Genomic DNA, 24,882 nt, shown 5'->3' on the forward strand with positions numbered 1-24,882 from the left:
CCGTCAGCGTTGCAGTTGCCGGATAGCATCTTCTATGGACTGAATACGGGCCGCTGAGTTCGGATGCGATGACATCCACTCCGGTGGCTCGGCCATTTCGGACTGCACGGTTTCAAAGAAGGTTATCAGCCCTTCGGGCGCATACCCCGCACGCGCGGCCAGCTGAACGCCGAATTCATCCGCCAAAGCCTCCTGCTCCCGGCCGTACTGCAGCGACAGCAGTACATTGCCTTCAAGCAGAATGTCCTCAAGCAAGGGCCCGGTGTCCCCGGCCACAAATGCTACAACCGCATACAGGCCGAGTGAGCGGTAAACCTGGCGAAGTCCGTGCTGCTCTACCACATGACCGATTTCGTGCCCGAGGACCCCGGCCAGAACGTCCTCGCCAGGAAAACGGTCCATGAACGCGTCGGACACCATAACGGTGCCGCCAGGCAAGGCGACAGCATTGGGTCCCATTCCAGGCATCTCGCGGAACAGCAATTGAAAACTGACACCATTCGGGGTGTCCTGCAGATGTTCCAGAAGCGTCTGGAATACCCTTCTGGCGCGTTCCTTTTCATCTGCACCAAGTTCGGAGGGCTCCATCAGAGCAAAATCCACAGCTTCAATGGTGCCCCGGTCCATCTGCTGCAGCACGACAGGAGGGGTCATCGCCGCAGCTGCCGACGCCAGCACGTCCAGGCCGTATTTCCAGACCAGGAATGCGGACAGGACCGCCAGGGCCGTAAATGCGGCAAGACGCGGCCGGAATTGCTCAAGCGCATGCAACCAATCGCCGCCGGCGCCGCCGCTCAGCGTCAGGACGGCATCGTGGTCATCCGTTTCAAACATCGTGCCATCCGGCAGCGTCAGCCGGCGCGGCTGGCGCCCCAGCGGCGGATCCAGCGAGACGTCCGCCCAGGCGGAACTGCCAAGCGTCTCCCCATCACGGGTGACGATATCCACCTGCCTCACGGCCGTGCCTTGAGGCTCAAGGTGCAACAGCAAGTCTGCCTGCATCAAGCGGGACGAAAGGCGCGCATAGGCGCGCCCTTCGATCTTTACCGGCAAAGGATAGTTTGCTCCCATTTAGACCGGGAGCCCCACGTCAATGCCTTCGAAATCGGTATAGGCATCGCCCACAGCAGAGGTCCGGCGGCCCTGCACGTCAACAAAGCTGTCCAGAGACGATCCCAGCACCACCCCGGTATGGGCGGTCAGATACCGGACCATGCGGACCTGAGCCCACGGCAAAAGCAAACCCAGGCTGCAGACCACGGCAACCATGTTGGTCACAGCGAGCCACATAAGGGTGCCTGCGGAGATATCGGACCTGAACTGATGTCCCCCTTCCAACGCGGTGTTGTTGTACACGGCGTTCCGGGTCATCGCGTGATACAGCAGGACAGCCGGCAGGAACGCGAGGAAAAAGATCCCGTAGAAGCCGGCCATGAAGAGCAGCACCGCGGTTGGGTCCGGATTCGGCGATGCAAAGGAGTCCTGGAAGGAAGTCATTACCGTTGTGCCCAGCGGTGCAAAAACCGCGGCCCCGACGATCACCACCCATGCCAGAGCGGCAAAGAAGGCTTTGTAGAATGGCCCCAAAGGCGCCTCGAAATGAAACGCTGCGGTGCCCAGGCTGTGGTTGTCAATGCTGAAGCGTTTGACTGCCCGGTCCAGCAGCGGGAAGGTCAGATAGGCGGTGAGCGCAGTAAGGATGGGATAGATCAAGTAGACGAGAAAGGCCTTTCCGTACCCCGCCGAGAAACCGAAGCGGACGTTGGAAAAGCTTGTCATCCGCGCATTGAACATCATCGCCCGGATGATCAGCCAGGGAAAGACGAAAACCAATGCCAGCAGCAGAACCGGAGCCAGCATGGGTACCATCGTCAGAATAATGTTGTAGATCACAAAGGCCCCGAAAACGATCAGCCGCCCGACAAGAATCTGGCCTCCGGTTGCGTGATAGTCGAAGTTGCGGCCTTCGACATAAGTGTTGTTGTAGAAATACTTGTGACGGCGGACTTTAGCCCAAGCCGAATAGATGCCCAGCGTCAGGATGCTGAGCAAAAGATTTACAATCCAGATCCCAAACCATTCTTTCGCATTGCCGCGAAACTCAAATCCGCTGATGTTTGCGCTCATTTGCCAATGTCTCCAATAATGCCGCAGGCCGCTTTTCCGTAATCCGGCCATGCCCAAAAAACATGCGGGTTGCCTACCTGCATAGGAAGAACATTTCCAGACTGGACAACTTTAAATGCAGTCCTGTTGCCCAAAGGCGCGCCTCATGCCGGGAAAGGTTGCACTTGCAAGTCAAAACGCCAGCGTTGCCTGCCGCCAGTAAAAAACCCGGCCACTCGGACCGGGTTCTTTTAACTTGTCTGTATCAGCCAGCGCTTAGTGCAGCTTGGCGTCCACATCCGCGATGGCGGCGTCGATCAGCTTGTTGGCCTCGGCGGCGGTCATCTGCTTGGAGATCACCTGGTCCGCAGCGGCAACAGCGATGGAGATCGCCTGGTCGCGCACTTCCTTCACAGCCGAAGCCTCTGCCGAAGCGATCTGCTCCTCGGCAGCCGCCAGACGGCGGGCGATGGAGGTTTGCAGATCGGCCTTGGCCTGCTCGGCTGCGCGGGCAGCTTCGTCACGGGCGGCAGCCACGATCTGATCGGCCTGGGCCTGAACTTCCTGCTGCTTGCGCTCATAAGACGCCAGAACGGTCTGGGCCTCTTCACGCAGGGCGCGGGCTTCGTCCAGTTCCTTCTGGATGCCTTCGGCGCGGTTGTCGAGCTGGCCAGCCAGCAGCGACGGCACCTTGGCAAACAGCAGGATGCCGATGAACAGGATGAACGCCAGCGCAACAACCAGGTTGGTGTTGGACAGGTCCATGCCGCCGCCGGCCGCAAACGCGGGCGAAGCCGCGCCAAGGGTCAGGGCAAGAGCGAGAATATTGCGCATGTCCTTATCCTTTCGTCCGCTCGGCAACTGCCGCGGCAACTGCGTCTTTGTCTGCCGAACCGCCCAGAGCAGAAACCAGCGCTTCTGCAGTATCGGTGGCCACGGCCTTCACGCTTTCCAGCGCGCCGGCCTTGATTTCGGCGATAGCCTTCTCGGATTCGGCAGCCTTGGCAGCGATCTGTTCGTCTGCTTTGGCGATGGCCTCATCCAGCCCGGCCTGAATTTCTGCGCGGGTCTCGGCAGCAATGCGCTGCGCTTCCGCACGGGCATCCGCCAGAGCTTTGTTATATGCGTTTTCGGCCTCGACAGCCTTGGCTTTCAGGTCTTCAGCCGCGGCGAGGTCGTTGGTGATGGTCCCCTGACGCTCGGCCAGCACCGCAGCAATGCGGGGCAGCGCGACGCGCGACAGGATGAGGTAGATCACGACCAGGGCGACCACGAGCCAGAAGATCTGGTTCCCGAAGGTCGAGAAGTCCAGCTGCGGCATTGCGGAACCGCCGCCGTGTGCTGCCTCTTGCGTATTTGATGCCATGTCGTCCTCCCAGGAACTTGCCGTTACACCGGGCAGCGCAGGATCTGCACTGCCCGGCCGTAAGGAAATAGGTTCCTAAGGTCTTAGACGGCGAACATCAGCAGCAGAGCGACCAGGAACGAGAAGATGCCCAGTGCTTCTGCAAACGCGATGCCGATGAACAGGGTTGCGGTCTGGCCGGCAGCTGCCGACGGGTTACGCAGAGCGCCTGCCAGGAAGTTGCCAGCCACGTGGCCCACACCGATTGCGGCTGCGCCGGAACCGATTGCTGCCAGGCCTGCGCCGACGAACTGACCGAGTTGTGCGATATCGCCTTCCATGATTTCTCTCCTTACGATGGAATGTGGTGATTTCTAGTTTGGGCGGGGCCGGTCATGGCACCGCCCGGTAAGCTTTCAGATCCTGGCCTTAGTGGCTCGGGTGCAGTGCATCCTTCAGGTACACGCAGGTCAGGATGGTGAACACGTAGGCCTGAATGAAGGCCACCAGAACTTCGAGTGCATAAACCGCGGTGATGGCAAAGATCGGCAGGAAGCTGAACATGCCCAGTGCTGCGGCGAAGCCTGCGAACACTTTCAGAACCGCGTGGCCGGCCATCACGTTACCGGCAAGACGGATGGAGTGGCTGACGGGGCGCACGAAGTAGGAAATCAGTTCGATGATGGCCAGGATCGGGCGGAGCGCCAGCGGCGCGCTCGACACCCAGAACAGGCCCAGGAAGCCAACACCGTTCTTGACGAAGCCAACAACGGTCACGGTCACGAACACCAGCGCTGCCAGAACCGCGGTCACCGCGATGTGCGAGGTGGTGGTGAAGGAGCCGGGGATCAGACCCAGGAAGTTGGCCATCACGATGAACATGAACAGAGTCATGATGTAGGGGAAGAACTTGACGCCGTCCTTGCCGGCCACGTCCTCAACCATCTTGTAGATGAAGCCATAGGCCAGTTCCGCAACCGACTGGGCGCGGCCCGGCACGATGGCGCGGCGCGAGGAGCCCAGAACCAGCAGCGCGAACACGGCGGCAACAGCCAGCGCCATCCACAGGGTCACGTTGGTCGGGGTGTACCAGGAGATGTGATCGCCGAACAGCGCGCTCACCTGGAACTGATCCATCGGATGGATCGCCAGCTTTGCTTCCGCCGGAGCGAAAATCAGACCCGACACAACTACCAGTGCCAGAGCTGCGAAAAAGAAAATTTTGCCCATCGGTCCGCTTCTCCTGTCGCCGGTCGCCGATCCCGTCGGATCAATCCCGGTCTTGCGCATTTTTGTCGGCCTCTTCGGCCAGTTTCTCTTTCTGGATCTCCTGCGCGGTGCGAAGCATTGTCTTCACCCCAGCCGCCAGGCCCAGCATTATGAACAGCACCATGAAGATGGGCAGGGTTCCAAACAGATGGTCCAGCCCGTATCCGATGCCAAAGCCGATCCCGAGACCGGCCACCAATTCGATCACCATCCGCCAGGCCTGATTGGCCAGGGAATAATGCTCATCCGCGCGCGGCTTGGGCTCCTGGGCCTTACGCGCCGCCGCCAATTTCTCCTCCAGCTGCGCCATGCGCTGCTTTTGGTCGTCATCGGTCACGGGCGCCATCCTCACGCGAATTTCTAGTGAGGGTGCTAAGGCCACGGAGCCGAGGAGTCAATTACAAGGATTGAAGATTCAAAATACCCCCATTCCATTGTTTATGCGCAGTATTTTTCTAACTCCTATGCGCCGCGCCGCTCTGCCGCAGGTGCCGTTAGCGCCAAACTGCACCGGAATCCATATTCAACCAAAAGGTTGATTTTAGCCGGCGGGCGGTTTCGGCAGCCGCCAGCGCACAATCCGCCCGTCAATCAGCAGCAGCCCTGCCAAGATTGCTGCCATGCCCCACAGGTGCTCTGCCAGCAGCGTCTCGCCCAGAATGTAAGTGCCCAGAAACAGCGCCGACACCGGCGCAATCAGCGTCGGCATGGTGATATTGGTCGGCCCCACCTTGGGCAGCACCCAGTAGAACGCGATGAAGGCCGCCGAGGTCAGCACAAAGCCGATCACCAGCAGCGACGCCCAAGTCTCCGCCTTTGTGATCACCGGCATCCCTTCGCTCCACAGCGCCAGCGGCGCAATCGCCGCGGTCGACCCGGTCAGCGCGATCGCCACCAGCACCACCGGCTCCATATCCCGGAAGCTGCGCGCGAAATTGACGGAGAAGGCATAACACAGCGGCGCGCACAGGGTGATCAGCACCGCCCAGGCTTCCGAGGACTGGCCGCCCTCCAGGATCGGCAGCGACAACAGCACTATCCCGAGGAACCCGCAGATCACTCCCAGCGATTTCAGCACCGTCGCCCGCTCGCCGCCGGGCCAGAAATGCGACACCACCACCGCCAGCGCAGGTGTGGTCGCATTGACGATCCCCGCCACGCCGCTGGCGATGTGCTGCTGGCCCAGCGCGTAGAAAGCAAACGGCCCCGCATAACTGAGCACGCCAAAACCGAACAGCGCCAGCCAGCGCCGCGCATTGACCGGCACGGTCTTCCGCGCCGCCAGCACATAGATCCAGCAGCCCAGCGCTCCAAAGCCCACACGGCCCATGGAAACCGACAGCGGCCCCAGCTCGCGCAACAGGATGGCGTTGAACATGAAGGACATGCCCCAGCCGATGCCGAGAATGAAGATCACCGCCCAATAGCGCAACGCCATGCCAACTGCCCTCTCGAAATGCCTTGCACCGATCCATCGCAGTTTTTGCAGGATTGTCGACCCGCTTCTTGCCCTTTAGGAGTATCAGGCATGAGCGACACCCTCGACACCGTCTTTGCAGCCTTGGCCGACCCGACCCGCAGGGCGATCCTGACCATGCTGCTGGAGGACGACATGGCCGTGACCGACGTGGCAGAGCCGTTCGAGATGTCACTGGCGGCCATTTCCAAGCACCTGACCATCCTCACCCGCGCCGGCCTCATCGCGCAGGAAAAGCGCGGCCGGGTCAAATGGTGCAAGCTGCAGCCCGACGCCATGCGCGCCGCCTCTGTCTGGATGCAGGGCTTCGGCCAGTTCGAGCCGGTGAACCTGGATGCCTTCGAGCGCTTCCTGGAGGCAGAGCACCTGTCAGAGGACAGCCAGACCGGCAGTTAGGGCCACTGGCCCCTAGCGGACGACAAACACCGAAATTTCGGAATGCAGCACCAGATGGCTGGCGTGGGACGAGAACACATAGTCCAGGATGCCGGGCATATGTGTTGCGATCACGATCAGGTCCACCTCCAGCTCCTTGGCTGTCCGGGCCAGGATAGAGTCCATCTCCGACCCCACATCCACGGAATGCACTGGCAGCGCCTCAACCCTTGCGCCACTGCTTTCGGCCATCTTGCTGGCCAGTGCAGCCAATTCATCCCCGGACGGCCCCAGGGTGTGTGCGCCTTCAATCTGCTCGCCCGTCACATGGACCAGCGTCACGCGTGAGCCATGATTGGCGGCAAAATCCGCGGCCACGTTCAAGGCCTTCTTGACCGCCGGGGGCATGTGCAGGTCGACGGGCACCATGATATGTCTGAACATCTTTCCCTCCTTCTCCTGACGTGTCCCTCGGGACCAGTATACAGGAAAACAGGGGGCTTGCGTTGACCTGCCGCAAGCGCGCCCAGCAGGAAGTGCTCAGGCGGGCAGCGTTCAGGCGCGCACCGGCTTGGCGTCGCCTTCCAGCAGCATCACCAGTGCGGCCACCGACATCACCACCCCGATCAGCACCATGCCCGGCGGCGCGCCGCGGCCCAGCGCAATCTCCCACAGGATCACCCAGCTGGGGGTCAGATAGGTATAGGCCATGACCTTGGCCGATGGCAGCCGCAGGGTGGCGTATTGCAGCAGCACAAAGGTGGCAGCACTGGCAAAAAACGCCAGATAAAACAGGCCGATCCAGACTATGCCCGGCAGCTGCATCCAATCAGTCGCCAGAATGTCCTGCCAGCCGAACGCCGCCAGCAGCCCGCCGCCCGCCAGCAGCATGCCGAAGGTGAACACCACCGCAGGCTCACCCCGGTTCAGCTTGCGCACCATCGGCGTGTAAATGGCGTGCAGCACGCAGCCCCAGAAATAAATTATCTCGCCCTGGCCGATCTGAAATGCCGCCAGCGCCTGCAGGTCACCGCGCACGATCACCCAGACTGCGCCCGCGGCCCCGATCGACAGCGCCAGCGCCATCCAGCGGGTGGTGACCTGCCGCAACAGCAGCCAGCCGAACCCCGCGCTCATCACCGGCACCAGCGTGAACACCGCCGCCGCGCTGACCGGCGCCGCGGTCTGCAGCCCGTAGAACATCAGCACGAAGTAGCCGCCGAACAGCCCGCCCAGAACCGCAAACCGCCAGGGCGCCTGAAAATGCACCCGCCGCATTCCGGTGGTCGCCATGGCGGCAACGCCAATGACCACTGCAGCAATGCCGAACCGCGCCGCGTTCAGCGCCGCCGGCGCAATCTCATTCGCCACCATCACGCCCAGCGAGAACGACCCCGCCACCAGCGCCGAGAACAGCAGCATCGCCAGATGCCCGCGCAGCGCCTCGCTCACAGCTGCCATTCCTTGGCCTGTTCCTTGAGGAACTTCAAAAACGCCTGCACCTTGGTGGTGCGGTGCAGGTCCACATGGGTCACCAGCCAAAGGGTGCCCTCCCATTCTTCCTGCGGCGCCATCATTTCCACCAGGTTCGGGTTCTGCCGGGCCTCCCAGGCTGCCATGAATCCAATGCCCGCGCCGCTGTGCACCGCGTTCTGCATGGTGAACCCGTTGGAGCAGCGGAACGAGATCGCCTCAGCCGGCGCATGGGTCCGCAGCCAGCGCGAAAACGGCGCGCGGCTGTTTTCATCGTCATTGCCGATGAAGCGGTGATTGGCCATGTCCTCGACACCCTGCAGCACGCCGTATTTTTCGGCATAGGCCTTGGAGGCATAAAGCCCGACCTGCTGCTTGATGAAGGGCTGCACCACATTGTCCGGCTGATCCGGGGCGTTGCCCGCCCGCACCGCCACATGCGCCTCGCCGTATTCCAGCCGGAACAGGCGGTCGCCGGTCAGATAGCGGATGATAAGCCCCGGGTGCATGTCCTGGAATTCCTTCAGCGCCGGCACCAGCATAGGTGCAAAAGACGCCAGCGACGTCACCACCAGCTCACCGGAGACATCATCACCCTGCCCCTTCAGCCGGCCGACCAGCTGGCTGAACTGGTCATCGGTTGCCTGCGCCACTCGCAAAAGGTCCTGCCCAGCCTCCGTCGGCGTGTAACCGCGGGCGTGGCGCTGGAACAGCTTCACCCCCAGCCGTGCCTCGATGGCGTCGATATGGCGGATCACCGTGGCATGGTGCACGCCCAGCACTTCGGCCGCACCGCTGACCGTGCCCATCCGGGCGACCTGATAGGCGGTGCGCACCTCATCCCAATTGTCCATGGCTGCCTCCTTGCCAATCCGCGCGACATGCGCACACGCGCACACTCGATGTTACTTTTGCGGCGTTGCGTTCGCAAATGCAATAACCCAAATCTCTGTCAGCAACAAGCACAGGAACACCAAAATGACCCGCACCGTTCTGCACCTCGACTCCTCCGCCCGCACCGAAGGCTCGGTGACCCGGGACCTCTCCGCACAGATCGTCAGCCGCCTGGACGCGGACACTGTGATCCGCCGCGACCTCGCCGCGCCGCTGCCGCTGCTGGACGGCGCCTGGATCGGCGCCAACTTCACCCCGGCCGACCAGCGCAGCGAGGCAGACAAGCAGCTGCTCGCCCTCTCCGATGCGCTGGTCGCGGAACTGAAACAGGCCGACACCATCGTGATCGGCGCGCCGATCTACAATTTCTCGGTGCCCTCCACGCTCAAGGCCTGGATTGACCTGGTGGCCCGCGTCGGCGTCACCTTCCGCTACGAGGAAACCGGCCCCATCGGCCTGCTGGAAGGCAAACGCGCCATTGTCGCGGTGGCCTCCGGCGGCACCCAGGCCGGATCCGACATCGACTTTGCCACCACCTACCTGCGCCATGTGCTGGGCTTCATCGGCATCACCGAGGTTGAGATCGTGGCCGCCGACGCCATGTCCATCGACGCCGAGGGCGCCCTGGCCAAAGCGAAAAACCAAATCGAAGCGCTGGCGGCCTGATCCCCGCACTGCCCCGCGCTCCTGCCGCCAGCCACCCCCGGCTGGCGGCCTTTTTGCGTTTGGCAGCGCGGCGGGGCCTGTGCCACTCTGCCCGCATCCGCATTTCAAACCACAGGCATTCCCATGAAGAAGATCGGCATTCTCGGCGGCGTCGGCTGGGCCTCCACCCTCGATTACTACCGCGCCATCTGCGAGGGCGCCGGGCGGTTCTTTGCGGACCGCGGCGCGGGCTCGCCGCTACCGGTGCCGCCGATCACCATCGAATCCGTAGTGCAGGCCCAGACCCGCGCCTTGCGCGGCCGCCCGGGGGATGAGGCCAGCTGGGCCGCTTTTGATGCCGTCTTCCGCGAGGCGATGCTGACGCTGGAACGCGCCGGCTGCGACTTCGCCCTCATCGCCTCCAACACCCCGCACGCCCGCCTGCACGCGATCCGCGAGGGCGTGGTGATGCCGATCCTCAGCATCTTCGACGCCACCGCAGAAGCCACCGCCGCAACCGGCGCCAGCCGCGCGCTGGTGCTCGGCACCGCCGTCACCATGCAGGCCCGCAACTATGCCAGCGTGCTCGCCGCACACGGGGTCGGTGCGAACGATACCCTGCCGCAGGACGAGATCGCCGAAATGCAGATGATGATCGACGAAGACTTCTACGGCGGCGCTTCCGCCACCGCACAGGCCCGCCTGCTGCGGTTCTGCAAGAAACACGCGCAGCCCGGCACCGCCATCCTGCTGGCCTGCACCGAACTGCCGCTGGCCTTCCCCGATCATATCGACGACGTCAGCTTCGAGGCAGGCGGCTTCCTGTTCGTGAACCCCTCCGCCGCCCATGTTACCGCCGCGCTGGATCTGGCGCTGGCGGACGAAAGGGCCGGTTAGACCCAGCGCACCTCAACGCCGATGCGCTCAAAGAACGCCATCACATCATCGCGCTTCATCGCCACCGTGCGGTCGTTGACCAGCGGATGCATATAGATCACGTCGGCCTCCTGCGCCTGCGCATCCATATAGAAGGTGACGCCTTTCTCCGCGCCGGTGATCATTGCCAGCGGGCTGACCGCGCCGGGACGGATGCCGAGGTTCTCCAGCAGCCGGTCAGCGGAACCAAAGGACAGGTTTCCGATGCCCAGCTCAGCGCCCAGCGCCTTCAGGTCGATCTCGCGGTCCTGCTGCAGCGTCACCAGATAATTCCGCTTCTTCTTGTCCCGCAGGAACAGGTTCTTCAGCCGCAGCGCGTTTTCACCCGGCACCATGAACTGCTCCTCGACGCCCTTGGCGTCCTCCACCGTGCGCAGCGGCACATGGGTATGCAGCTGATAAGCAATACCCCAGTCGTCCAGCTGCTTCAGCAGCGCATCCGAGGAGATGGGCAGGCTATCCTGATAGGCCGATGACGCATCCATGATCTTACTCCGCAAGCCGTTCCGGTTTGCAGCGCAGATCACAAAAAACGGACACGGGACGCAAGAGGTGTTCCGCCCCCTGCGCCCCGTTTTGCGCCATCTCTGTGAAGGGCGGGCGCGACCGCCCGCCGCCCGGCCAGATCACGCCTCGGCGAAATCCGCCCGCCGCGCCTCCTCGTAGTGGTCGAAGTCGGTGCTGAACCAGCCGGTGCCGCGGGTGGCGCTGGCCAGGGTACTGCACAGATCATCCTGCGCCGACATCGGCAGCAGCGTCTCGAACACGTCCCAGCCCGCGACGCCGTCTTCGGCCTCGAAGCCCAGGATCTGGCCTTTCATGCCGCTCACCACCGGCACCAGCCCGCCGGTGAACACCGACGGCACATGGATATGCACCCGCATGATCGGCTGCAGCAGCACCGCGCCGGCCTCCGCCAGCGCCTCCTTCACCGCGTTCTTGCCCGCGGTGCGGAACGCATAGTCGGAGCTGTCGACCGAATGGTGCTTGCCATCTTTCAGCGTCACGCAGACATCCACCACCGGATGGCCATTGAGGCCCAGCGCCAGCGCCTCGCGCGCGCCCGCCTCGACCGAGGGGATGTAGTTCTTGGGCACCGCGCCGCCCTTCACCGTTTCCTCGAACACAAACCCGCTGCCGCGCGGCAGGGGCTTCACCTCGATCACCACATCGGCGAATTGGCCGGCCCCGCCGGACTGTTTGCGGTGGCGGTGATGCACCTGCACGGGTTTCTTGATGGTTTCACGCAGGGCCGGCGGCACCGCCCCTTCTTCCACCTCGACGCCGAACTCGTCCTTCAGCGCCTGCTTGATCCGGCGCATGTGCAGCGGCCCCTGCAGGTTCAAGAGCACATGGCCGCTGGCCTCGTCCTGGCCCAGCACCAGCGCCGGGTCGATTTCCGCCAGCCGTTCCAGCGCGGTGGACAGGCGCGCATCGTCGCGCTCATTCACCGGGGTGATCACCCGCCGGAAGGTCGAGGGCCGCGGCTGCGCCCACTCCGGCAGCGGCGATGCTCCGTCCGGCCCATAGGCAAAGCCCAGGTTCAGATGGTCAGACTTCACCGCCTGCCCCATGTCGCCCGGCGTCAGGCTGGTATTGGCTGCCGATCCCATGCCGGTCAGCGATCCCAGCGCCGCACCGCCAACCGGCACGCCGTTGCCGACACTGCCGTCCAGCGCCCGCACCATCACCGTCTTGCCCAGATGCTTGACCAGATCCGCCATACAGCCGACCGCCACCACTTTGCCGTCCTGCGACAGCCGCTCCAGCGCCACACCCACATCCGGGGCCTCATGGCGCAGCGACTTCATCAGCCGCATAATCCCGTTCTTATGCTCTGCCGATCCCATCAGCGCCGGGATCAGGTCGTTGTGCTGCAGCACCTTGGTGGCCACCTCATAGGCCTCCTCCGCCATCACCTGCTGATCCTCGATCAGCTCCTCCAGCAGCGTGTCGTCAAAATCCGCCAGCGCCTCCAAAAGCTCAGTGCGCGCCTCCTGCTCACGCGCGTACATCGCCACCGGCAGCTCGATCAGCGCCGAGGGCTTGCCCTCCTGATACTGCCATGCGCGTTCGGAAATCAGATCCACAGCACCCACAACCTGACCATCCTCGCGGATCGGCACCTGCCGCAGGATGATGTTGTGGCTGCAATAGGCCTGAAGCGCGGCAACGATCTCTGCCACCCGGTCCGCTGCCTGGTCCATACGATTGACAAAAATAAAGGCGGGAACTCCCGCCTCCTCCAGCTTGCGCAAGTAAGGCGCGCTGAGGACCGCAGCGCCGGCATCCGCCGGAACGCAGAGGACGGCAGCATCGCTGGCCGCCAAGGCCGGTCCCGCCTGCGCCAGGTTATCGGCGCCGCCCGCAATGTCGATCGCGGCCCAGTCCTCCCCCATAAATGAAAAAGGCTGCAAAGCGGCGACGCCTGCAACCTCCTGCCTCTTGCCCGCGGCACTGTCCAGATTGGCCAGCGCCGTAGCCAGCGTTGATTTGCCAGACTGCGACGGTCCCAGAATAGTGAAAACGCGCATGTTCTCAGATCCTCCCTTAGCTGATGCGAATGCCCGCCTAGGACCGCAGCCGCCAAGGGCGTGCAGCTTGCCTGTGCCAAAGATCTGCCTCGGTGCTCTTCTGAGCGCCCCCTGCCGGTGAGTGGACAGCAAGGGGCCGTTCTCGATGTTGGCCAAGCGTCCGCCCCTGAGTCAAGCGCGCAGAGGGCGTAGCGGCGGCACCCCGCGCACAGTTTTGACGCATCCGCCGCCGATTTCCCCTCTCCCCCGGCCTTCCCTTGGGTAAGCTATCCCCATGAAAATCACCCGCAACACGCCCGAACAGCTGATCCTGTCCGATACACCCTGGCTGATCGGCATCATGCTTGTCTTTTTCATCCTGGTCTTTGCCGGCGCCGGCCTCGGCATGCTCAGCCAGGGCGGCGACCTGATCCTGCCAGGCCTCGTCTTTGCCCTGGTTGGCGGCGGCATGGGCGCGCTGGCCTTCTGCCTGTTCGTGCGCCGGGTGCAGGTGATCCTCGACCGCCCCGGCGGCAGCGTGGTGATCCGGCGCCAGTCGGTGTTCGGCTACAGCAAGGTGGAGCACCATCTCGCCGACCTCTCCCACGCCGAGGTGGAAAGCACCACCAGCCGCCGCGAGGGCCGCACCCGCACGCTCCACCGCCCGGTTCTGGTGCTCGACGGCGGCATGAGCGCCGGCCGCCACCCGGTGGTCGAGGCCTACACCAGCGGCCGCGGCGCCCAGCACCTGGCGGAGGCGATCAATGCCTGGCTGCCGGCCAGCGAACAAATGCAGGAACACTCTCAGTAACTGACAAGCATCTTCGCCATCCCGTTCCAGGCACGTTTTTTAGTTGAAACCGTCGCTATTGTCAGAGCTACTAACTCCTGCTCGCACAATTTCAGAATTCTCCTGAGCCATTTCCCCTCTGCCAAGCAAGGCATAACTACAGATGCAGATCACCCGTGAAACGCCGGATCAATTGATATTAGAGTATCAAGACTGGCTGGCGCCGGTTGCGCTGAGCATCATCGCACTGGTCCCGGCCTTTTATTCTCTTAGGTGGACTTGGCACGGAGACATCTCAATTGCTGCGGTTCTGGCAGCTATAGCAGTTGTTTTGCTCGGACTGGCCGCATTGAGCCTGGATCGAAGCCAACTGATTTTCGACCGGCAAAGTGATCAAATGACCCATCGCAGAAAGACAGCCCTCCAATTCGATGAACTGAAGGTCCCACTAGCTGCGGTAGAAACCTACACGCTCGACATTGCGGCATCAGAAACGGGCAAGCCGGAATACCAGCCCTCACTGCTGATCAAATCGGATGAAGGCTACTTCTTCCGCCCGCTGATCTCGCGCCCTGGCACTTCCTCTGCACATATTGAAACAGCAAACCGCGTCAACGACTGGCTGGAAGCCGCAAAGGTTGACTCCGGCCCCTAATCCGCGTATCGCCTGCCCAAACATCCGGGAGATCTGAGTCTTCCGGTCCCTGCCCGTGCCAGGGATCGCCCCCCACCAGCGTGTTACGCCCGTGGGGGCAAACTCGTTTGGTTTGCCCCCACGACTGACACCAGGACCGGCGGGCATTTGCGCATGGTTCGCTTGTCCCCTACATACGGGGGCGCCACACGTTGAAACCGGCATTAGGAGGCCGCAGGCATGTTTGAAAATCTATCCGAACGCCTTTCCGGCGTCTTTGACCGGCTGACCAAACAGGGCGCCCTGAACGAGGAAGACGTCAAATCCGCCCTGCGCGAAGTCCGCGTGGCCCTGCTGGAAGCCGACGTCTCGCTGCCGGTTGCCCGCGATTTCGTCAAGAAGGTTCAGGAACAGGCCACCGGCCAGGCCGTCACCAAATCGGTGACCCCGGGCCAGCAGGTCGTGAAGATCGTCCACGACGCGCTGGTCGACGTGCTGCGCGGCGAGGAAGACCCCGGCAAGCTCAAGGTCGACAACCCGCCCGCCCCCGTTCTGATGGTCGGCCTGCAGGGCTCCGGTAAGACCACCACCACCGGCAAGCTGGCGAAACGGCTGAAGGAGAAAGAGGGCAAGAAGGTCCTGATGGCCTCGCTCGACGTCTACCGCCCGGCGGCGATGGACCAGTTGGCTGTCCTCGGCACCCAGATCGGCGTCGACACCCTGCCCATCGTGCCCGGCCAGAAACCCGTCGACATCGCCAAACGCGCCAAGCAGCAGGCGACGCTCGGCGGCTATGACGTCTACATGCTGGACACCGCCGGCCGCCTGCACATCGACGAGACCCTGATGCAGGAGGTCGAAGACGTCCGCAACGTGGTCTCCCCGCGCGAGACCCTGCTGGTGGTCGACGGCCTGACCGGCCAGGTCGCCGTTGAGGTGGCCGAGGAATTCGACGCCAAGATCGGCATCTCCGGCGTGGTCCTCACCCGGATGGACGGCGACGGCCGCGGCGGTGCGGCGCTGTCGATGCGCGCTGTCACCGGCAAACCGATCCGCTTTGTCGGCCTGGGCGAGAAGATGGACGCGCTGGAGACTTTCGAGGCAGACCGGATCGCCGGCCGCATCCTGGGCATGGGCGACATCGTGGCGCTGGTCGAAAAGGCCCAGGAAACCATCGAGGCCGAACAGGCCGAGAAGATGATGAAGCGCATGATGAAGGGTCAGTTCAACATGAACGACCTGAAGATGCAGCTTGAACAGATGCTCCAGATGGGCGGCATGGAGGGCATGATGCAGATGATGCCTGGCATGGGCAAAATGGCCAAGCAGGTGCAGGACGCCGGCATGGACGACAAGGTGCTGAAGCGCCAGATCGCCATGATCCAGTCGATGACCAAGAAGGAACGCGCCAACCCCGCCCTGCTGCAGGCCTCCCGCAAGAAGCGCATCGCGGCCGGTTCTGGCATGGAAGTCTCCGACCTCAACAAGCTTCTGAAGATGCACCGGCAGATGGCCGATGTGATGAAGAAGATGGGCAAGATGGGCAAAGGCAAGATGCTGAAACAGGCCATGAAGGGCATGTTCGGCAAAGGCGGCATGCCGGATATGGGCGGCATGGATCCCAGCCAGATGGACCCCAAGGCGCTGGAAGCGGCAGCCAAGGCCATGGGCGGCAAAGGCGGCCTGCCCGGCGGCCTCCCCGGTCTCGGCGGCGGCATGGGCCTGCCCGCGGGCCTCAGCGGATTTGGCAAGAAGAAGTAATCATGCAGCTCCCCGCCATCCCTCAGCTTGAAACCGAACGCCTGGTCCTGCGCGGACCGGAGGCGGCGGATTTCGGGCCGGTGGCAGCGTTCTTCGCGGATGAAGCACGCTCCTGGGGATTTGGCGGGCCGCTGGACCGCAACGAGGCCTGGCGCTGGTTCACCATGTCGGTGGGCCACTGGGCGATGCGCGGCTTCGGCTTCTGGACCATCACCTGCAAGCAGACCGGCGAGCCGCTTGGCATCACCGGCATCTGGCAGCCCGAGGGCTGGCCGGAACCTGAATTAGGCTGGGTTGCCTTCCCGGCGGGCGAAGGCCGCGGCATCATGGCAGAGGCCGCACTGGCCGCCCGCACCCACGCCTATGAGGTGATGGGCCTGCCCGCACTGTGCTCCAACATCTTCCCGGGCAACACCCGCTCGGTGGCGCTTGCCGAACGGCTGGGCGCGGTGTTCGAAGCTGAATTCGACAACCCCAAGCACGGGCGCGAACTGGTCTACCGCCACCCTGCCCCAGAGGCGCCTTGCGACGGCGGGATGGAGGCCTACGCATGATCTCCCATCTGTCCCGCACTGCGCAGCCCGGCGCGTCCCGCAGCCGTTTAACGGAAAATTACGCAGTCTCCACGATACTCCTTCACCGGATGGGTGAAAAAGACGCCGGGCGGCCTGCCGCCCGGGCAATGGGGTACGATATGAAAGACGCGCAACGGCGGTATCCACGGCTGGTTTCCAAGCGGCTGATGCTGATTTCTCCGGCGGATCCGGATTTTGACGCCCAGGCTGCCTTCCTGGCGCCGGACGCGCCGCGGTTTATCAATGTTGCGGATGACGCCGATTCTCTGTGGTGGTCGATCGCCACCATCATCGGCCATTGGCACCTGCACGGCTACGGCCTGTTTGCCGTGGTGGAGCGCAGCACCGGCGACACCGTGGGCCTGGTCGGCCCCTGGTTCCCCAAGGGCTGGCCGGAACCGGAACTGTCCTGGCACCTGATGGAGACCGGCGAGGGCAAGGGCTATGCCAGCGAAGCCGTGCAATGCGTGCTGGACTGGCTGTTCAACGCGGCCGGCTGGGACACCATCGTCTCCTACGTGCCGGAAGAAAACACCGCCTCCATCGCCCTGGCCCGCCGCGCCGGCGCCCAGCCGGAACGGCTGGTCTCCTTCCCGCTGCAGCCGGCGCCCGGCCTGCGCTGCTGGCGCCACTCGCCCGCCGCCCGCCGCTCCGGCCCTGAAGCCGCCCGGGGGCTTTTGCACTGATGCGCCTGCGCGGGATCATATCCTGGCGCCGCCGCGCCCTTCCGCTGGAAGGAGCGCGCTGATGCCGTTTGACATCCCGGTGATCGAAACCCGCCGCCTGGTGCTGCGCGGCCCCGAAGCGCAGGATTACCCTGACTTCAAGGCCACCTTCAGCTCTTACCGCTCGCGCTTCATGGGCGGGCCGCTGAACACTTACGAGGCCTGGATGCTCTATGCCGCCGAGATCGGCCACTGGCAGGTGCGCGGCTTCGGCATGTGGATGATCCACGACAAGGCCAGCGGCGAAACCTATGGCATGGCCGGCGGCTGGCAGCCCGCAGGCTGGCCGGAGCGCGAGATCGCCTGGATCATCTGGCCCGGTGCCGCTGGCAAGGGCTATGCGCTGGAGGCAGCCCATGCCGCCCGCCAGCATTTCTATTCAAATCTGGGCTGGGAGACTGCGGTCAGCTATATCGACCCCAAGAATCTCGACTCGATCCGGCTCGCGGAACGGCTCGGCGCTGCCAAGGACCACGGCGCCGCCACCATCGACGGCAACGACGCCGTCTACCGCCACCCCGCGCCGGACGCCCTGAAGGACAGCCAGATTGCGCATGGGATCGACATGGAAATCAGCCATTACGCCGACCCGCTCTTCAAACCGGAGGGCTGGGCCATTGACTAATGTGCGCGCGATTTCCCGGATGCTGCGCTGCGGCGGTGCACAGGTGGTGCACAGCCGGCGCACGCCTGGCACCCCCTCGACGGCACCCCGCCCTGCTGTATTGCGGAGACCCCGATGACAACAGATATCCAAGATCCCGTTGCCCGCGCAGCCGCGCTGCTGAAGGGCCACCGCGAAAGCATCGACCGTCTGGATGCAATCCTCGTCTATACTCTGGGCGAGCGGTTCAAGCACACCCAGGCGGTGGGCCGGCTCAAGGCCGAACACGACCTTCCCCCGTCCGATCCCACCCGCGAAGCGGCCCAGATCGCACGGCTCGAAGACCTGGCGGATCAGGCCGATCTGGACCCTGAATTCGCCAAGGCATTCCTGAACTTCATCATTGATGAAGTCATCCGCCACCACAAGAAACACCAAGAATAACAACCAACAACAGGACAACCGGGGCATACCCCGGACAACGCCATCAAAGGAGATGTACCCATGGCAATGAAAATCCGTTTGGCCCGCGGCGGCTCCAAAAAACGCCCCTTCTACCGCATCGTGGCTGCTGACAGCCGCATGCCGCGCGACGGCCGCTTCATCGAGAAGCTGGGCACCTACAACCCGCTGCTGCCGAAAGATTCGGAAGACCGCGTGAAAATGGACCTGGAGCGCGTGCAGCACTGGCTGGACCAGGGCGCGCAGCCGACCGACCGTATCGCCCGCATGCTGGAAGCCGCAGGCGTCCGCGCCAAGGCCGAGCGCAGCAACCCGAAAAAAGGCACCCCGGGCAAGAAAGCCCAGGAGCGCGCAGAAGAGAAAGCTGCAAAGGCTGCTGAAGCCGCCGAAGCAGCTGCAGACGCGGAATAATTCCGTGGAGCTGCGGGGCGCTTTTCCCGAAGAGTTCCGCAGCCAGCTTGATCTGCTGATGCGGCTCCGGCGCGACGTGCGCCGGTTCCGCAGCGATCCGGTGGAGGAGGCAGTGCTGATGCGCTGCCTCTCTGCCATTCAGCTCGCCCCGTCCGTGGGCTTGAGCGAACCCTGGCGCATCCTGCGGGTGGAAAGCGAAACCGCCCGCGCCTCTGCGCTGAAGAATTTCGAAGCCGCCAATGCCCAGGCGCTGACCGGGTATTCCGGCGAAAAGGCTGAGCGTTATGCGGAACTGAAACTGTCCGGCATGCGCGATGCTCCGGTGCAGCTGGCCGTCTACTGCGACGATGAGACCACCCAGGGCCACGGCCTGGGCGCCGCCACCATGCCGGAGATGCGCCGCTATTCGGTGGTCACCGCCATCACCCTGTTCTGGCTGGTGCTGCGCGCCGAAGGGCTGGGGCTGGGCTGGGTTTCGGTGCTGGAGCCCCAGCAGCTGAACCGCGACCTGAACGCGCCCAAGGGCTGGCAGCTGATCGGCTATTTCTGCATCGGCTACCCGGAGCGGCTGTCGGACACGCCGGAACTGGAAGAAACCGGCTGGGAAAGCCGGATGGCGGACCTGCCGCTTGAAACCCGCTGAGGCCTGTCATGGGACGGTTGATAAGGCTTGTGTTTTTTGTTGCAGTGGCCTTTACCGCGGGCATCTTCTTTGAACGCAACCATCAAAGTGAACTCTGCGAACAATCCGGCGGCCAATGGCTGCGCGCGGGGTTCTGTGCAAAGGACTGACAGCATGAGCGATCTGATCTGCGTAGGCGCCATTTCCGGGTCCTTCGGGGTGCGCGGCGAGGTGCGGCTCAAGAGCTTCTGTGCCATCCCGGAAGAGATCGAGGACTACTCGCCGCTCAGCAATGAGGACGGGAGCAAGACCTACTCCCTGACCATCACCCGCCCGATCAAGAACGGCTTTGCCGCGTTGCTGGAAGGTGTTGAAACCAAGGAAGAGGCCGACGCCATCAAGGGATTGCGGCTGTTTGCCCGCCGCGATCAGCTGCCGCAGCTGCCGGATGACGAGTTCTACCATACCGACCTGATCGGGCTGGAAGTCTATGACACCGGCGGCACGCTGCTGGGCACGGTGAAATCGGTGCAGAACCACGGCGCCTCCGACCTGCTGGAGATCCACGGCCCCGGCCTCAAGGCAACCGTGCTGCTGCCCTTCACCCTGGAAGCGGTGCCAACCGTGGATCTGACCCAGCGCCGCATTGTCGCCGACCCGCCCGAAGGGCTGTTCTGAAAGGTGCATTAGGGGCTTTGCTCCCTCGCGCTACTGGCGCTCAGCCCCAGGATACTACCTGCCAGAAGAAGACTGGATCTCTTGTACATCTGGCCGAAAATATCCCGGAGCGCGAGGCAGAGCCTCGCATAACTCCGCTTTCTTCGCAGCGCGCCATCGCCTATGAGGACGCCATGACAGACACGCCCTCCCGCTCCCATGGCCGCAAGGCCATCCGCCCCACGCTGAAACCGCGCGAGCTGATGACGCCGACGCCGGACCTGGCTGGCGTGTGGAAGGCCAAGATCATCACCCTGTTTCCCGCGGCCTTTCCCGGTGTGCTGGGCGAAAGCCTGACCGGCAAGGCGCTGCAGGAGGGCCTTTGGCAGCTGGAGACCACCGATCTGCGCGAATTCGGCGTTGGCAAGCACCGCAATGTCGATGACACGCCCGCAGGCGGCGGCGCCGGCATGGTGCTGCGCGCCGATGTGCTGGGCGAAGCGATCGAACACACGATGGCGGATACCCGCGGCAACTGGCCCCTGGTCTACCTGACCCCGCGCGGGCGGCCGATGAACCAGCAGATGATGCATAATTTTGCCCAATGCGACGGCATCACCCTGCTTTGCGGGCGGTTCGAGGGTGTCGATGAACGGGTGCTGGAGCATTACGGCATTCAGGAGGTCTCATTGGGGGACTTCGTGATGACTGGCGGCGAACTGGCGGCACAGGCGCTCATTGACGCCACCGTGCGGCTGATTCCGGGGGTTCTGGGCAACCACGCCTCGACCGAGGAGGAGAGCTTTTCCTCGGGCCTTTTGGAACACCCGCAATACACCCGCCCTGCCGAATGGAAGGGCCGGGAAATCCCCGATGTGCTGATGTCCGGCCATCACGGCAAGATCGCAGACTGGCGCCACGGGATGAGCGAAGAGATCACCAAGGCCCGCCGCCCGGACCTGTGGGAGGCCTACATCCGCTCCAAGGACAGCGGCAAGCCATAGCGCAAGTGACGCACCAGCCTGGCTTTTCCCCAATGCAAGCCGTTGCCGCATTGGCGAACCCGTGTTTTACTCCTCCTGCATAAGTTAAATGACAGGAGACAGCAGGGTGGCTGGGAAATTTGAACTCTACACCGACAACGCAGGCGAATTCCGCTTCCGCCTGAAGGCAGGCAATGGCGAAAACATTCTGGCCAGCGAAGGCTACAAGCAGAAGGCCAGCGCCGAGAACGGTATTGAATCGGTCCGCAAGAATGCCGGCGACGACGCGCGCTATGAGCGCAAGGAAACTGCCGCGGGCAAACACATGTTCAACCTCAAGGCCACCAACGGCCAGGTGATCGGCACCTCGCAAAGCTACGCCAGTGCCTCTGGCCGCGATAACGGCATCGAGTCGGTCAAGAAGAACGCGCCAGACGCGGCGCTGGACGACCAGACCGCCTGAAACAGCACCGGGCCCTGTCCGGGCCCGGCCGCAGCCGGCTAGTTCGGCATCTTGTTGTTTTTCCAGACCGTCAGCGTTGTTCCCTGCTTGAAGGTGACATCGCCCTTGGACTGGTTCCGCTCCGTTTCCCAGCCAATATCACTGCTGCCCAGCCGGTCATCCGGGAAGTGGGTCTTGAACTTCCAGTCGCCAGCCGTGGACGAGCGGGTCAGCACAACCAGGCAGTGGGGCACCATCTTCACACCGCCGCCACCGGATTTTTCAACCAGTTTCACGTTCAGGGCCTTGAACATGTCATCCAGGCTGGATTTGCCCTGTTCAAAGTCGGAAACCGCGGATTTGATATCGTTGAGCGAAACGGCAGCCCCGTCACGCTTGAGCGCATAGCCCCAGCCCGGCGCCGAGGCCGGCGGCCCCATCTTCAAGGTCAGCGAGGTCAGTTCGTCCGTCACCTGATTGGCCTGGGTCTTTTTGCCGGTGGCATAATGCGTGAACCCCTTGAACTTTGCGGCAATGGACGTTGCCCGGTCGAAGGCTTCCTTTTCAAGAACCGGGGTTGCCCACATTGAGGCATTGCCGCCGCTGTACTGCTTGCGGTCAAAGCTGGCTGCGATCTGCTTTTCGACTTCCGAACGGTTGGCAATCACCCGTTTCCCGTCCTCCTCGGTATAGGTGATTTTCACCTTATTCCACTTCTCGGTCACCTGCGCGGTGCCGGCGGAATTGCCGCTCTGATCCGGGGTCACCCCGTCCTGCGAAGAGGCCCGCATCGCCTGCCGTTCCATGCCGGTCTGCGCACCGTGGCGGCCGGTGCCGTGGCCTTCGCCGCCGTCCTCTGCCTTGATGCGCTCTTCCTGCCATTGCTGTGCCTCGGCCTGCTTCTTGATCAGCGCCTCGATCTGGCTGCGGGCCTGATCCACCGGCACGCTGTCCAGCATTTCATCCAATGCCGTGATGCGGGACTTGATATTGCCCAAGGCTGTGACAAAGGCTTTTTCTTTTTCCAGCTTCTCGGCCTTCATCTCCTCGACATTTTTCAGCAGCTGGCCGCGGGACTGCTCCAGCACCTGTTTGGCCTTCTCAAGCCGCTCGGCGCTGGCATCGACCTGCTGTTGCTTCTTGCTGATATCCTTGGCTTTGGTCAGCCCTGACAGGGTTTCCTGCAAGTCCTTCAGCACCCCGGCTTCGCGGGTCACGGCCGTTTCCAGCTTGCCCAGCTTCGCGATTTCCTCCTTGATCCGGCTGGCCAGCATCTTGGCTGCTTTGCCGCTATCCGACTGCGCGAACTCCTCGCTGCGCTTTTCCGCGTCTTGCTCATCCGATGCCAGCGCCGCCTTCACATATCCGACCATTTCCTTGTCGAGCACCTCCAGCCGGGCATAGGCCTGCTTCCATTCGCCCTTCTCGAAATGTTCGGCCACAGCCCCGAAATGCTGGCGCAGTGCCTTGCGCTCATCATCCATGATCTTGCCCTTGACCTTGTCGAACCGGGCGGTTGTGGCCTTGAGCCGGGTCTTGGCGTTGGTTTCTTCCTTGGAGGCCTCCTTGCCGCCGCCGATCAGCTTGATCAGCTCCTCCATCCGGGTGTTGAGAGCGATCAGGGTCTTGGCCGCTTGTGCCTGGTCCGTGTCCTTCTGCTCCTCGATCTGCCCGAACAGGATGCGCAGCTCCTTGCGCTCGTCATCCGTGATCCTGCCCTTGATTTTGTCAAAGCGGCTTTCCACCGCCTGCAGCCGTTTCAGGAAACGCTTGTCCGGATCAACTTCGCCGCCCGCATCCAGGTCCACGGCCACAAGCTCGTAGCCGAACTGGGTGCCCTTCATCAGCGGCTTCAGTTTCTTTTCAGGCATCCTGCCCTTCACCAGGCTGAGCCGCAGCGTGCCGTCCTTGACAGAACACTGCCCCACCGCCCGCTGTTTGGCTTTGGACTTCAGCTCCTTCAGCAGGGGCGGTGCCGCCTCGCCGACAATCAGGATGGACTGGGCTGCACCGTTCAGCGTGACCTCATCATAGAAGTAGAAATCGCCCGGTGTGGTATCCAGCTTCTTGAGCTCTTTCTTCAATTCCGCCTTGTAGGATTGTTCGCTGTTGAAAATATCCATCTTTTTGAATGGCATGCTGTCTCCCCTCCCTGGTGAGGCGCGCCCGGCCGGCTGCATATGCTGACGCTGCGTAAATAAATGTATTTGAACGGTAACCGCAGATCCGCAGCCGATCAAAAGGAAATCAATGCCTGCGATCCGGGCGCCGCCGCAGAATTCCCTTGAAACATTGGCGCAGCAGGCCTAAAAGCCGCTCGTCTGGTGCCGGGAATCGGCCCCGGGCCGTTGGCTGTTGGATCAGCCCCGGAAATCTTCTTCGGTTTCCTTCAGGATCCAACCCGCCAGCAGCAAGGAACAGACGGCGTGATCTCTGGCGGGCTGCCTTTGGCGGGACCCGGTGAAGACCAGGAGCTCTCATGACGGCACAAACCTCTGCGGAATGAACCGCAGGCAATTTAGGAGAGTTGCGATGGACCTGATCGCACAGCTGGAGGCGGAACAGATCGCCGCCCTGGGGAAAGAGATCCCCGACTTCAAAGCCGGTGACACCATCCGTGTCGGCTACAAGGTGACCGAAGGCTCGCGTTCGCGCGTGCAGATGTACGAAGGCGTTTGCATCAGCCGCAAAAACGGCTCGGGCATTGCCGGTTCGTTCACCGTCCGCAAGATTTCGTTCGGCGAAGGCGTGGAGCGTGTGTTCCCGCTGTTCTCGACCAACATCGACTCGATCGAAGTGGTGCGCCGCGGCCGCGTCCGCCGCGCCAAGCTGTACTACCTGCGCGCCCGCCGCGGTAAGTCGGCCCGTATCGCAGAAGATGCGAACTACAAGCCCAAGAAAGCCTGAGGAGCGGTATCATGAAAAAAGACACCCATCCCGATTACCACTTCATCGACGTCAAAATGACCGACGGCACCGTCCTCAAGATGCGCTCCACCTGGGGTGCTGAGGGTGATCAGCTGGCCCTGGACATCGACCCGACCGTGCACCCGGCCTGGACCGGCGGCACCTCGCGCCTGCTGGACGCCGGCGGCCGCGTGTCCAAGTTCAAGAAGAAATACGAAGGCCTGGGCTTCTAAGCCGCCTGCCGTATTTTGCAGAACTCCCGAAGGCTGCCCCGGA

At 63.0% G+C, this 24,882-nt stretch carries 31 protein-coding genes; 17 read left to right on the forward strand and 14 right to left on the reverse strand.

All coding sequences use genetic code 11. From position 1 onward, the window contains the following. Positions 1–3: 3 nt before the first annotated feature. The 8 genes from RA21_RS05505 to RA21_RS05540 form a co-directional block, all read right to left on the reverse strand. Positions 4–1,071 carry a M48 family metallopeptidase gene (locus RA21_RS05505; protein ID WP_052257602.1) on the reverse strand — a complete coding sequence of 356 codons (1,068 nt, stop codon included), beginning with the start codon at positions 1,069–1,071 and terminating at the stop codon, positions 4–6. Beyond that, positions 1,072–2,178, reverse strand: coding sequence for a YjgN family protein (locus RA21_RS05510; RefSeq protein ID WP_241480919.1), 1,107 nt, complete (start codon positions 2,176–2,178; stop codon positions 1,072–1,074). It abuts the gene before it with no gap. Between the two features lie 204 nt (positions 2,179–2,382). Further along, positions 2,383–2,940 (reverse strand): F0F1 ATP synthase subunit B, encoded by a 558-nt coding sequence (locus tag RA21_RS05515; protein ID WP_019296634.1) that lies wholly within the window; start codon positions 2,938–2,940, stop codon positions 2,383–2,385. A gap of 4 nt (positions 2,941–2,944) precedes the next feature. Continuing rightward, a complete protein-coding gene (locus tag RA21_RS05520; RefSeq protein ID WP_039147162.1) occupies positions 2,945–3,472 on the reverse strand; it encodes a F0F1 ATP synthase subunit B' in 528 nt (175 codons plus the stop codon). Positions 3,473–3,555: 83 nt separating this feature from the next. After that, positions 3,556–3,792 carry a F0F1 ATP synthase subunit C gene (locus RA21_RS05525; protein WP_008553903.1) on the reverse strand — a complete coding sequence of 79 codons (237 nt, stop codon included), beginning with the start codon at positions 3,790–3,792 and terminating at the stop codon, positions 3,556–3,558. 88 nt (positions 3,793–3,880) lie between these two features. Then, positions 3,881–4,681, reverse strand: coding sequence for a F0F1 ATP synthase subunit A (locus tag RA21_RS05530; RefSeq protein WP_039132155.1), 801 nt, complete (start codon positions 4,679–4,681; stop codon positions 3,881–3,883). Positions 4,682–4,721: 40 nt separating this feature from the next. Then, complete coding sequence (locus RA21_RS05535) at positions 4,722–5,066, reverse strand: AtpZ/AtpI family protein (protein ID WP_175392902.1); 345 nt, start codon at positions 5,064–5,066, stop codon at positions 4,722–4,724. Positions 5,067–5,261: 195 nt separating this feature from the next. Next, a complete protein-coding gene (locus RA21_RS05540; RefSeq protein ID WP_039147164.1) occupies positions 5,262–6,158 on the reverse strand; it encodes a DMT family transporter in 897 nt (298 codons plus the stop codon). Positions 6,159–6,248: 90 nt separating this feature from the next. Between RA21_RS05540 and RA21_RS05545 the strand changes: the two genes are divergently transcribed. Further along, a complete protein-coding gene (locus RA21_RS05545; RefSeq protein WP_019296639.1) occupies positions 6,249–6,593 on the forward strand; it encodes an ArsR/SmtB family transcription factor in 345 nt (114 codons plus the stop codon). A gap of 12 nt (positions 6,594–6,605) precedes the next feature. On the opposite strand, the gene RA21_RS05550 is transcribed toward RA21_RS05545, so the two are convergent. From RA21_RS05550 to RA21_RS05560, 3 genes are all read right to left on the reverse strand, one after another. Continuing rightward, on the reverse strand, positions 6,606–7,016 hold the full coding sequence (locus RA21_RS05550; RefSeq protein WP_019296640.1) for a universal stress protein: 411 nt from the start codon (positions 7,014–7,016) through the stop codon (positions 6,606–6,608). Between the two features lie 111 nt (positions 7,017–7,127). Further along, complete coding sequence (locus tag RA21_RS05555) at positions 7,128–8,033, reverse strand: DMT family transporter (RefSeq protein WP_193748052.1); 906 nt, start codon at positions 8,031–8,033, stop codon at positions 7,128–7,130. Continuing rightward, positions 8,021–8,899 carry a LysR family transcriptional regulator gene (locus RA21_RS05560; protein WP_039138016.1) on the reverse strand — a complete coding sequence of 293 codons (879 nt, stop codon included), beginning with the start codon at positions 8,897–8,899 and terminating at the stop codon, positions 8,021–8,023. The genes RA21_RS05555 and RA21_RS05560 overlap by 13 nt, the downstream gene beginning before the upstream one ends. A gap of 124 nt (positions 8,900–9,023) precedes the next feature. On the opposite strand from RA21_RS05560, the gene RA21_RS05565 reads away from it, so the two are divergent. Both RA21_RS05565 and RA21_RS05570 read left to right on the forward strand, forming a co-directional pair. Beyond that, positions 9,024–9,605, forward strand: a complete 582-nt coding sequence (locus RA21_RS05565) for an FMN-dependent NADH-azoreductase (RefSeq protein WP_039147166.1) — start codon at positions 9,024–9,026, stop codon at positions 9,603–9,605. 123 nt (positions 9,606–9,728) lie between these two features. Continuing rightward, positions 9,729–10,481: an aspartate/glutamate racemase family protein gene (locus RA21_RS05570; protein ID WP_039147167.1), complete on the forward strand. Its 753-nt coding sequence runs from the start codon at positions 9,729–9,731 to the stop codon at positions 10,479–10,481. Here RA21_RS05570 and RA21_RS05575 read toward each other — a convergent pair. Next, entirely contained in the window at positions 10,478–11,005 is a 528-nt protein-coding gene (locus tag RA21_RS05575) for a prolyl-tRNA synthetase associated domain-containing protein (RefSeq protein ID WP_039147170.1), read from the reverse strand. The two genes, RA21_RS05570 and RA21_RS05575, sit on opposite strands and share 4 nt — an antisense overlap. Before the next feature lie 141 nt (positions 11,006–11,146). Next, a complete protein-coding gene (locus RA21_RS05580) occupies positions 11,147–13,054 on the reverse strand; it encodes an elongation factor G (RefSeq protein ID WP_039147173.1) in 1,908 nt (635 codons plus the stop codon). Positions 13,055–13,328: 274 nt separating this feature from the next. On the opposite strand from RA21_RS05580, the gene RA21_RS05585 reads away from it, so the two are divergent. The 12 genes from RA21_RS05585 (at position 13,329) to RA21_RS05640 (ending at position 21,720) form a co-directional block, all read left to right on the forward strand. Next, the gene (locus RA21_RS05585; protein WP_039147175.1) at positions 13,329–13,844 is read left to right on the forward strand and encodes a hypothetical protein; all 516 of its coding nucleotides are present in this window, start codon (positions 13,329–13,331) and stop codon (positions 13,842–13,844) included. 142 nt (positions 13,845–13,986) lie between these two features. Next, complete coding sequence (locus tag RA21_RS22565; RefSeq protein WP_152610497.1) at positions 13,987–14,478, forward strand: hypothetical protein; 492 nt, start codon at positions 13,987–13,989, stop codon at positions 14,476–14,478. Between the two features lie 219 nt (positions 14,479–14,697). After that, positions 14,698–16,218 (forward strand): signal recognition particle protein, encoded by a 1,521-nt coding sequence (ffh, locus tag RA21_RS05595; RefSeq protein WP_039147176.1) that lies wholly within the window; start codon positions 14,698–14,700, stop codon positions 16,216–16,218. Between the two features lie 2 nt (positions 16,219–16,220). Beyond that, positions 16,221–16,772 (forward strand): GNAT family N-acetyltransferase, encoded by a 552-nt coding sequence (locus RA21_RS05600; protein ID WP_039147179.1) that lies wholly within the window; start codon positions 16,221–16,223, stop codon positions 16,770–16,772. A gap of 89 nt (positions 16,773–16,861) precedes the next feature. Then, on the forward strand, positions 16,862–17,479 hold the full coding sequence (locus tag RA21_RS05605) for a GNAT family N-acetyltransferase (protein ID WP_039147182.1): 618 nt from the start codon (positions 16,862–16,864) through the stop codon (positions 17,477–17,479). Between the two features lie 61 nt (positions 17,480–17,540). After that, entirely contained in the window at positions 17,541–18,143 is a 603-nt protein-coding gene (locus RA21_RS05610) for a GNAT family N-acetyltransferase (protein WP_039147184.1), read from the forward strand. 114 nt (positions 18,144–18,257) lie between these two features. Then, positions 18,258–18,566, forward strand: a complete 309-nt coding sequence (locus RA21_RS05615; protein ID WP_019296653.1) for a chorismate mutase — start codon at positions 18,258–18,260, stop codon at positions 18,564–18,566. Positions 18,567–18,626: 60 nt separating this feature from the next. Continuing rightward, positions 18,627–18,995, forward strand: a complete 369-nt coding sequence (rpsP, locus tag RA21_RS05620; RefSeq protein ID WP_019296654.1) for a 30S ribosomal protein S16 — start codon at positions 18,627–18,629, stop codon at positions 18,993–18,995. 4 nt (positions 18,996–18,999) lie between these two features. Continuing rightward, positions 19,000–19,638 carry a 5,6-dimethylbenzimidazole synthase gene (gene bluB / locus RA21_RS05625; RefSeq protein WP_039147186.1) on the forward strand — a complete coding sequence of 213 codons (639 nt, stop codon included), beginning with the start codon at positions 19,000–19,002 and terminating at the stop codon, positions 19,636–19,638. 153 nt (positions 19,639–19,791) lie between these two features. Next, a complete protein-coding gene (gene rimM, locus RA21_RS05630; RefSeq protein WP_039147187.1) occupies positions 19,792–20,295 on the forward strand; it encodes a ribosome maturation factor RimM in 504 nt (167 codons plus the stop codon). A gap of 173 nt (positions 20,296–20,468) precedes the next feature. Then, positions 20,469–21,278, forward strand: coding sequence for a tRNA (guanosine(37)-N1)-methyltransferase TrmD (gene trmD / locus RA21_RS05635; protein WP_039147188.1), 810 nt, complete (start codon positions 20,469–20,471; stop codon positions 21,276–21,278). A 106-nt stretch (positions 21,279–21,384) separates the two neighbouring features. Further along, positions 21,385–21,720, forward strand: coding sequence for a YegP family protein (locus tag RA21_RS05640; protein WP_019296659.1), 336 nt, complete (start codon positions 21,385–21,387; stop codon positions 21,718–21,720). A gap of 38 nt (positions 21,721–21,758) precedes the next feature. On the opposite strand, the gene RA21_RS05645 is transcribed toward RA21_RS05640, so the two are convergent. Beyond that, on the reverse strand, positions 21,759–23,837 hold the full coding sequence (locus tag RA21_RS05645) for a hypothetical protein (protein ID WP_152610498.1): 2,079 nt from the start codon (positions 23,835–23,837) through the stop codon (positions 21,759–21,761). 394 nt (positions 23,838–24,231) lie between these two features. On the opposite strand from RA21_RS05645, the gene rplS reads away from it, so the two are divergent. Further along, complete coding sequence (gene rplS / locus RA21_RS05650; protein WP_019296661.1) at positions 24,232–24,606, forward strand: 50S ribosomal protein L19; 375 nt, start codon at positions 24,232–24,234, stop codon at positions 24,604–24,606. 11 nt (positions 24,607–24,617) lie between these two features. Further along, the gene (gene rpmE, locus RA21_RS05655) at positions 24,618–24,839 is read left to right on the forward strand and encodes a 50S ribosomal protein L31 (protein ID WP_039147194.1); all 222 of its coding nucleotides are present in this window, start codon (positions 24,618–24,620) and stop codon (positions 24,837–24,839) included. Positions 24,840–24,882 lie beyond the last annotated feature (43 nt).

The organism is Leisingera sp. ANG-DT, from assembly GCF_000813785.1.
Lineage (GTDB): Bacteria > Pseudomonadota > Alphaproteobacteria > Rhodobacterales > Rhodobacteraceae > Leisingera.

Coding starts and splice junctions, on each gene's coding strand:
- RA21_RS05505 (WP_052257602.1), bottom strand. CDS start 1,071: ATGGGAGCAAACTATCCTTTGCCGGTAAAGATCGAAGGGCGCGCCTAT.
- RA21_RS05510 (WP_241480919.1), bottom strand. CDS start 2,178: ATGGCCGGATTACGGAAAAGCGGCCTGCGGCATTATTGGAGACATTGG.
- RA21_RS05515 (WP_019296634.1), bottom strand. CDS start 2,940: ATGCGCAATATTCTCGCTCTTGCCCTGACCCTTGGCGCGGCTTCGCCC.
- RA21_RS05520 (WP_039147162.1), bottom strand. CDS start 3,472: ATGGCATCAAATACGCAAGAGGCAGCACACGGCGGCGGTTCCGCAATG.
- RA21_RS05525 (WP_008553903.1), bottom strand. CDS start 3,792: ATGGAAGGCGATATCGCACAACTCGGTCAGTTCGTCGGCGCAGGCCTG.
- RA21_RS05530 (WP_039132155.1), bottom strand. CDS start 4,681: ATGGGCAAAATTTTCTTTTTCGCAGCTCTGGCACTGGTAGTTGTGTCG.
- RA21_RS05535 (WP_175392902.1), bottom strand. CDS start 5,066: ATGGCGCCCGTGACCGATGACGACCAAAAGCAGCGCATGGCGCAGCTG.
- RA21_RS05540 (WP_039147164.1), bottom strand. CDS start 6,158: ATGGCGTTGCGCTATTGGGCGGTGATCTTCATTCTCGGCATCGGCTGG.
- RA21_RS05545 (WP_019296639.1), top strand. CDS start 6,249: ATGAGCGACACCCTCGACACCGTCTTTGCAGCCTTGGCCGACCCGACC.
- RA21_RS05550 (WP_019296640.1), bottom strand. CDS start 7,016: ATGTTCAGACATATCATGGTGCCCGTCGACCTGCACATGCCCCCGGCG.
- RA21_RS05555 (WP_193748052.1), bottom strand. CDS start 8,033: ATGGCAGCTGTGAGCGAGGCGCTGCGCGGGCATCTGGCGATGCTGCTG.
- RA21_RS05560 (WP_039138016.1), bottom strand. CDS start 8,899: ATGGACAATTGGGATGAGGTGCGCACCGCCTATCAGGTCGCCCGGATG.
- RA21_RS05565 (WP_039147166.1), top strand. CDS start 9,024: ATGACCCGCACCGTTCTGCACCTCGACTCCTCCGCCCGCACCGAAGGC.
- RA21_RS05570 (WP_039147167.1), top strand. CDS start 9,729: ATGAAGAAGATCGGCATTCTCGGCGGCGTCGGCTGGGCCTCCACCCTC.
- RA21_RS05575 (WP_039147170.1), bottom strand. CDS start 11,005: ATGGATGCGTCATCGGCCTATCAGGATAGCCTGCCCATCTCCTCGGAT.
- RA21_RS05580 (WP_039147173.1), bottom strand. CDS start 13,054: ATGCGCGTTTTCACTATTCTGGGACCGTCGCAGTCTGGCAAATCAACG.
- RA21_RS05585 (WP_039147175.1), top strand. CDS start 13,329: ATGAAAATCACCCGCAACACGCCCGAACAGCTGATCCTGTCCGATACA.
- RA21_RS22565 (WP_152610497.1), top strand. CDS start 13,987: ATGCAGATCACCCGTGAAACGCCGGATCAATTGATATTAGAGTATCAA.
- ffh (WP_039147176.1), top strand. CDS start 14,698: ATGTTTGAAAATCTATCCGAACGCCTTTCCGGCGTCTTTGACCGGCTG.
- RA21_RS05600 (WP_039147179.1), top strand. CDS start 16,221: ATGCAGCTCCCCGCCATCCCTCAGCTTGAAACCGAACGCCTGGTCCTG.
- RA21_RS05605 (WP_039147182.1), top strand. CDS start 16,862: ATGGGTGAAAAAGACGCCGGGCGGCCTGCCGCCCGGGCAATGGGGTAC.
- RA21_RS05610 (WP_039147184.1), top strand. CDS start 17,541: ATGCCGTTTGACATCCCGGTGATCGAAACCCGCCGCCTGGTGCTGCGC.
- RA21_RS05615 (WP_019296653.1), top strand. CDS start 18,258: ATGACAACAGATATCCAAGATCCCGTTGCCCGCGCAGCCGCGCTGCTG.
- rpsP (WP_019296654.1), top strand. CDS start 18,627: ATGGCAATGAAAATCCGTTTGGCCCGCGGCGGCTCCAAAAAACGCCCC.
- rimM (WP_039147187.1), top strand. CDS start 19,792: ATGAGCGATCTGATCTGCGTAGGCGCCATTTCCGGGTCCTTCGGGGTG.
- trmD (WP_039147188.1), top strand. CDS start 20,469: ATGACAGACACGCCCTCCCGCTCCCATGGCCGCAAGGCCATCCGCCCC.
- RA21_RS05645 (WP_152610498.1), bottom strand. CDS start 23,837: ATGCCATTCAAAAAGATGGATATTTTCAACAGCGAACAATCCTACAAG.
- rplS (WP_019296661.1), top strand. CDS start 24,232: ATGGACCTGATCGCACAGCTGGAGGCGGAACAGATCGCCGCCCTGGGG.
- rpmE (WP_039147194.1), top strand. CDS start 24,618: ATGAAAAAAGACACCCATCCCGATTACCACTTCATCGACGTCAAAATG.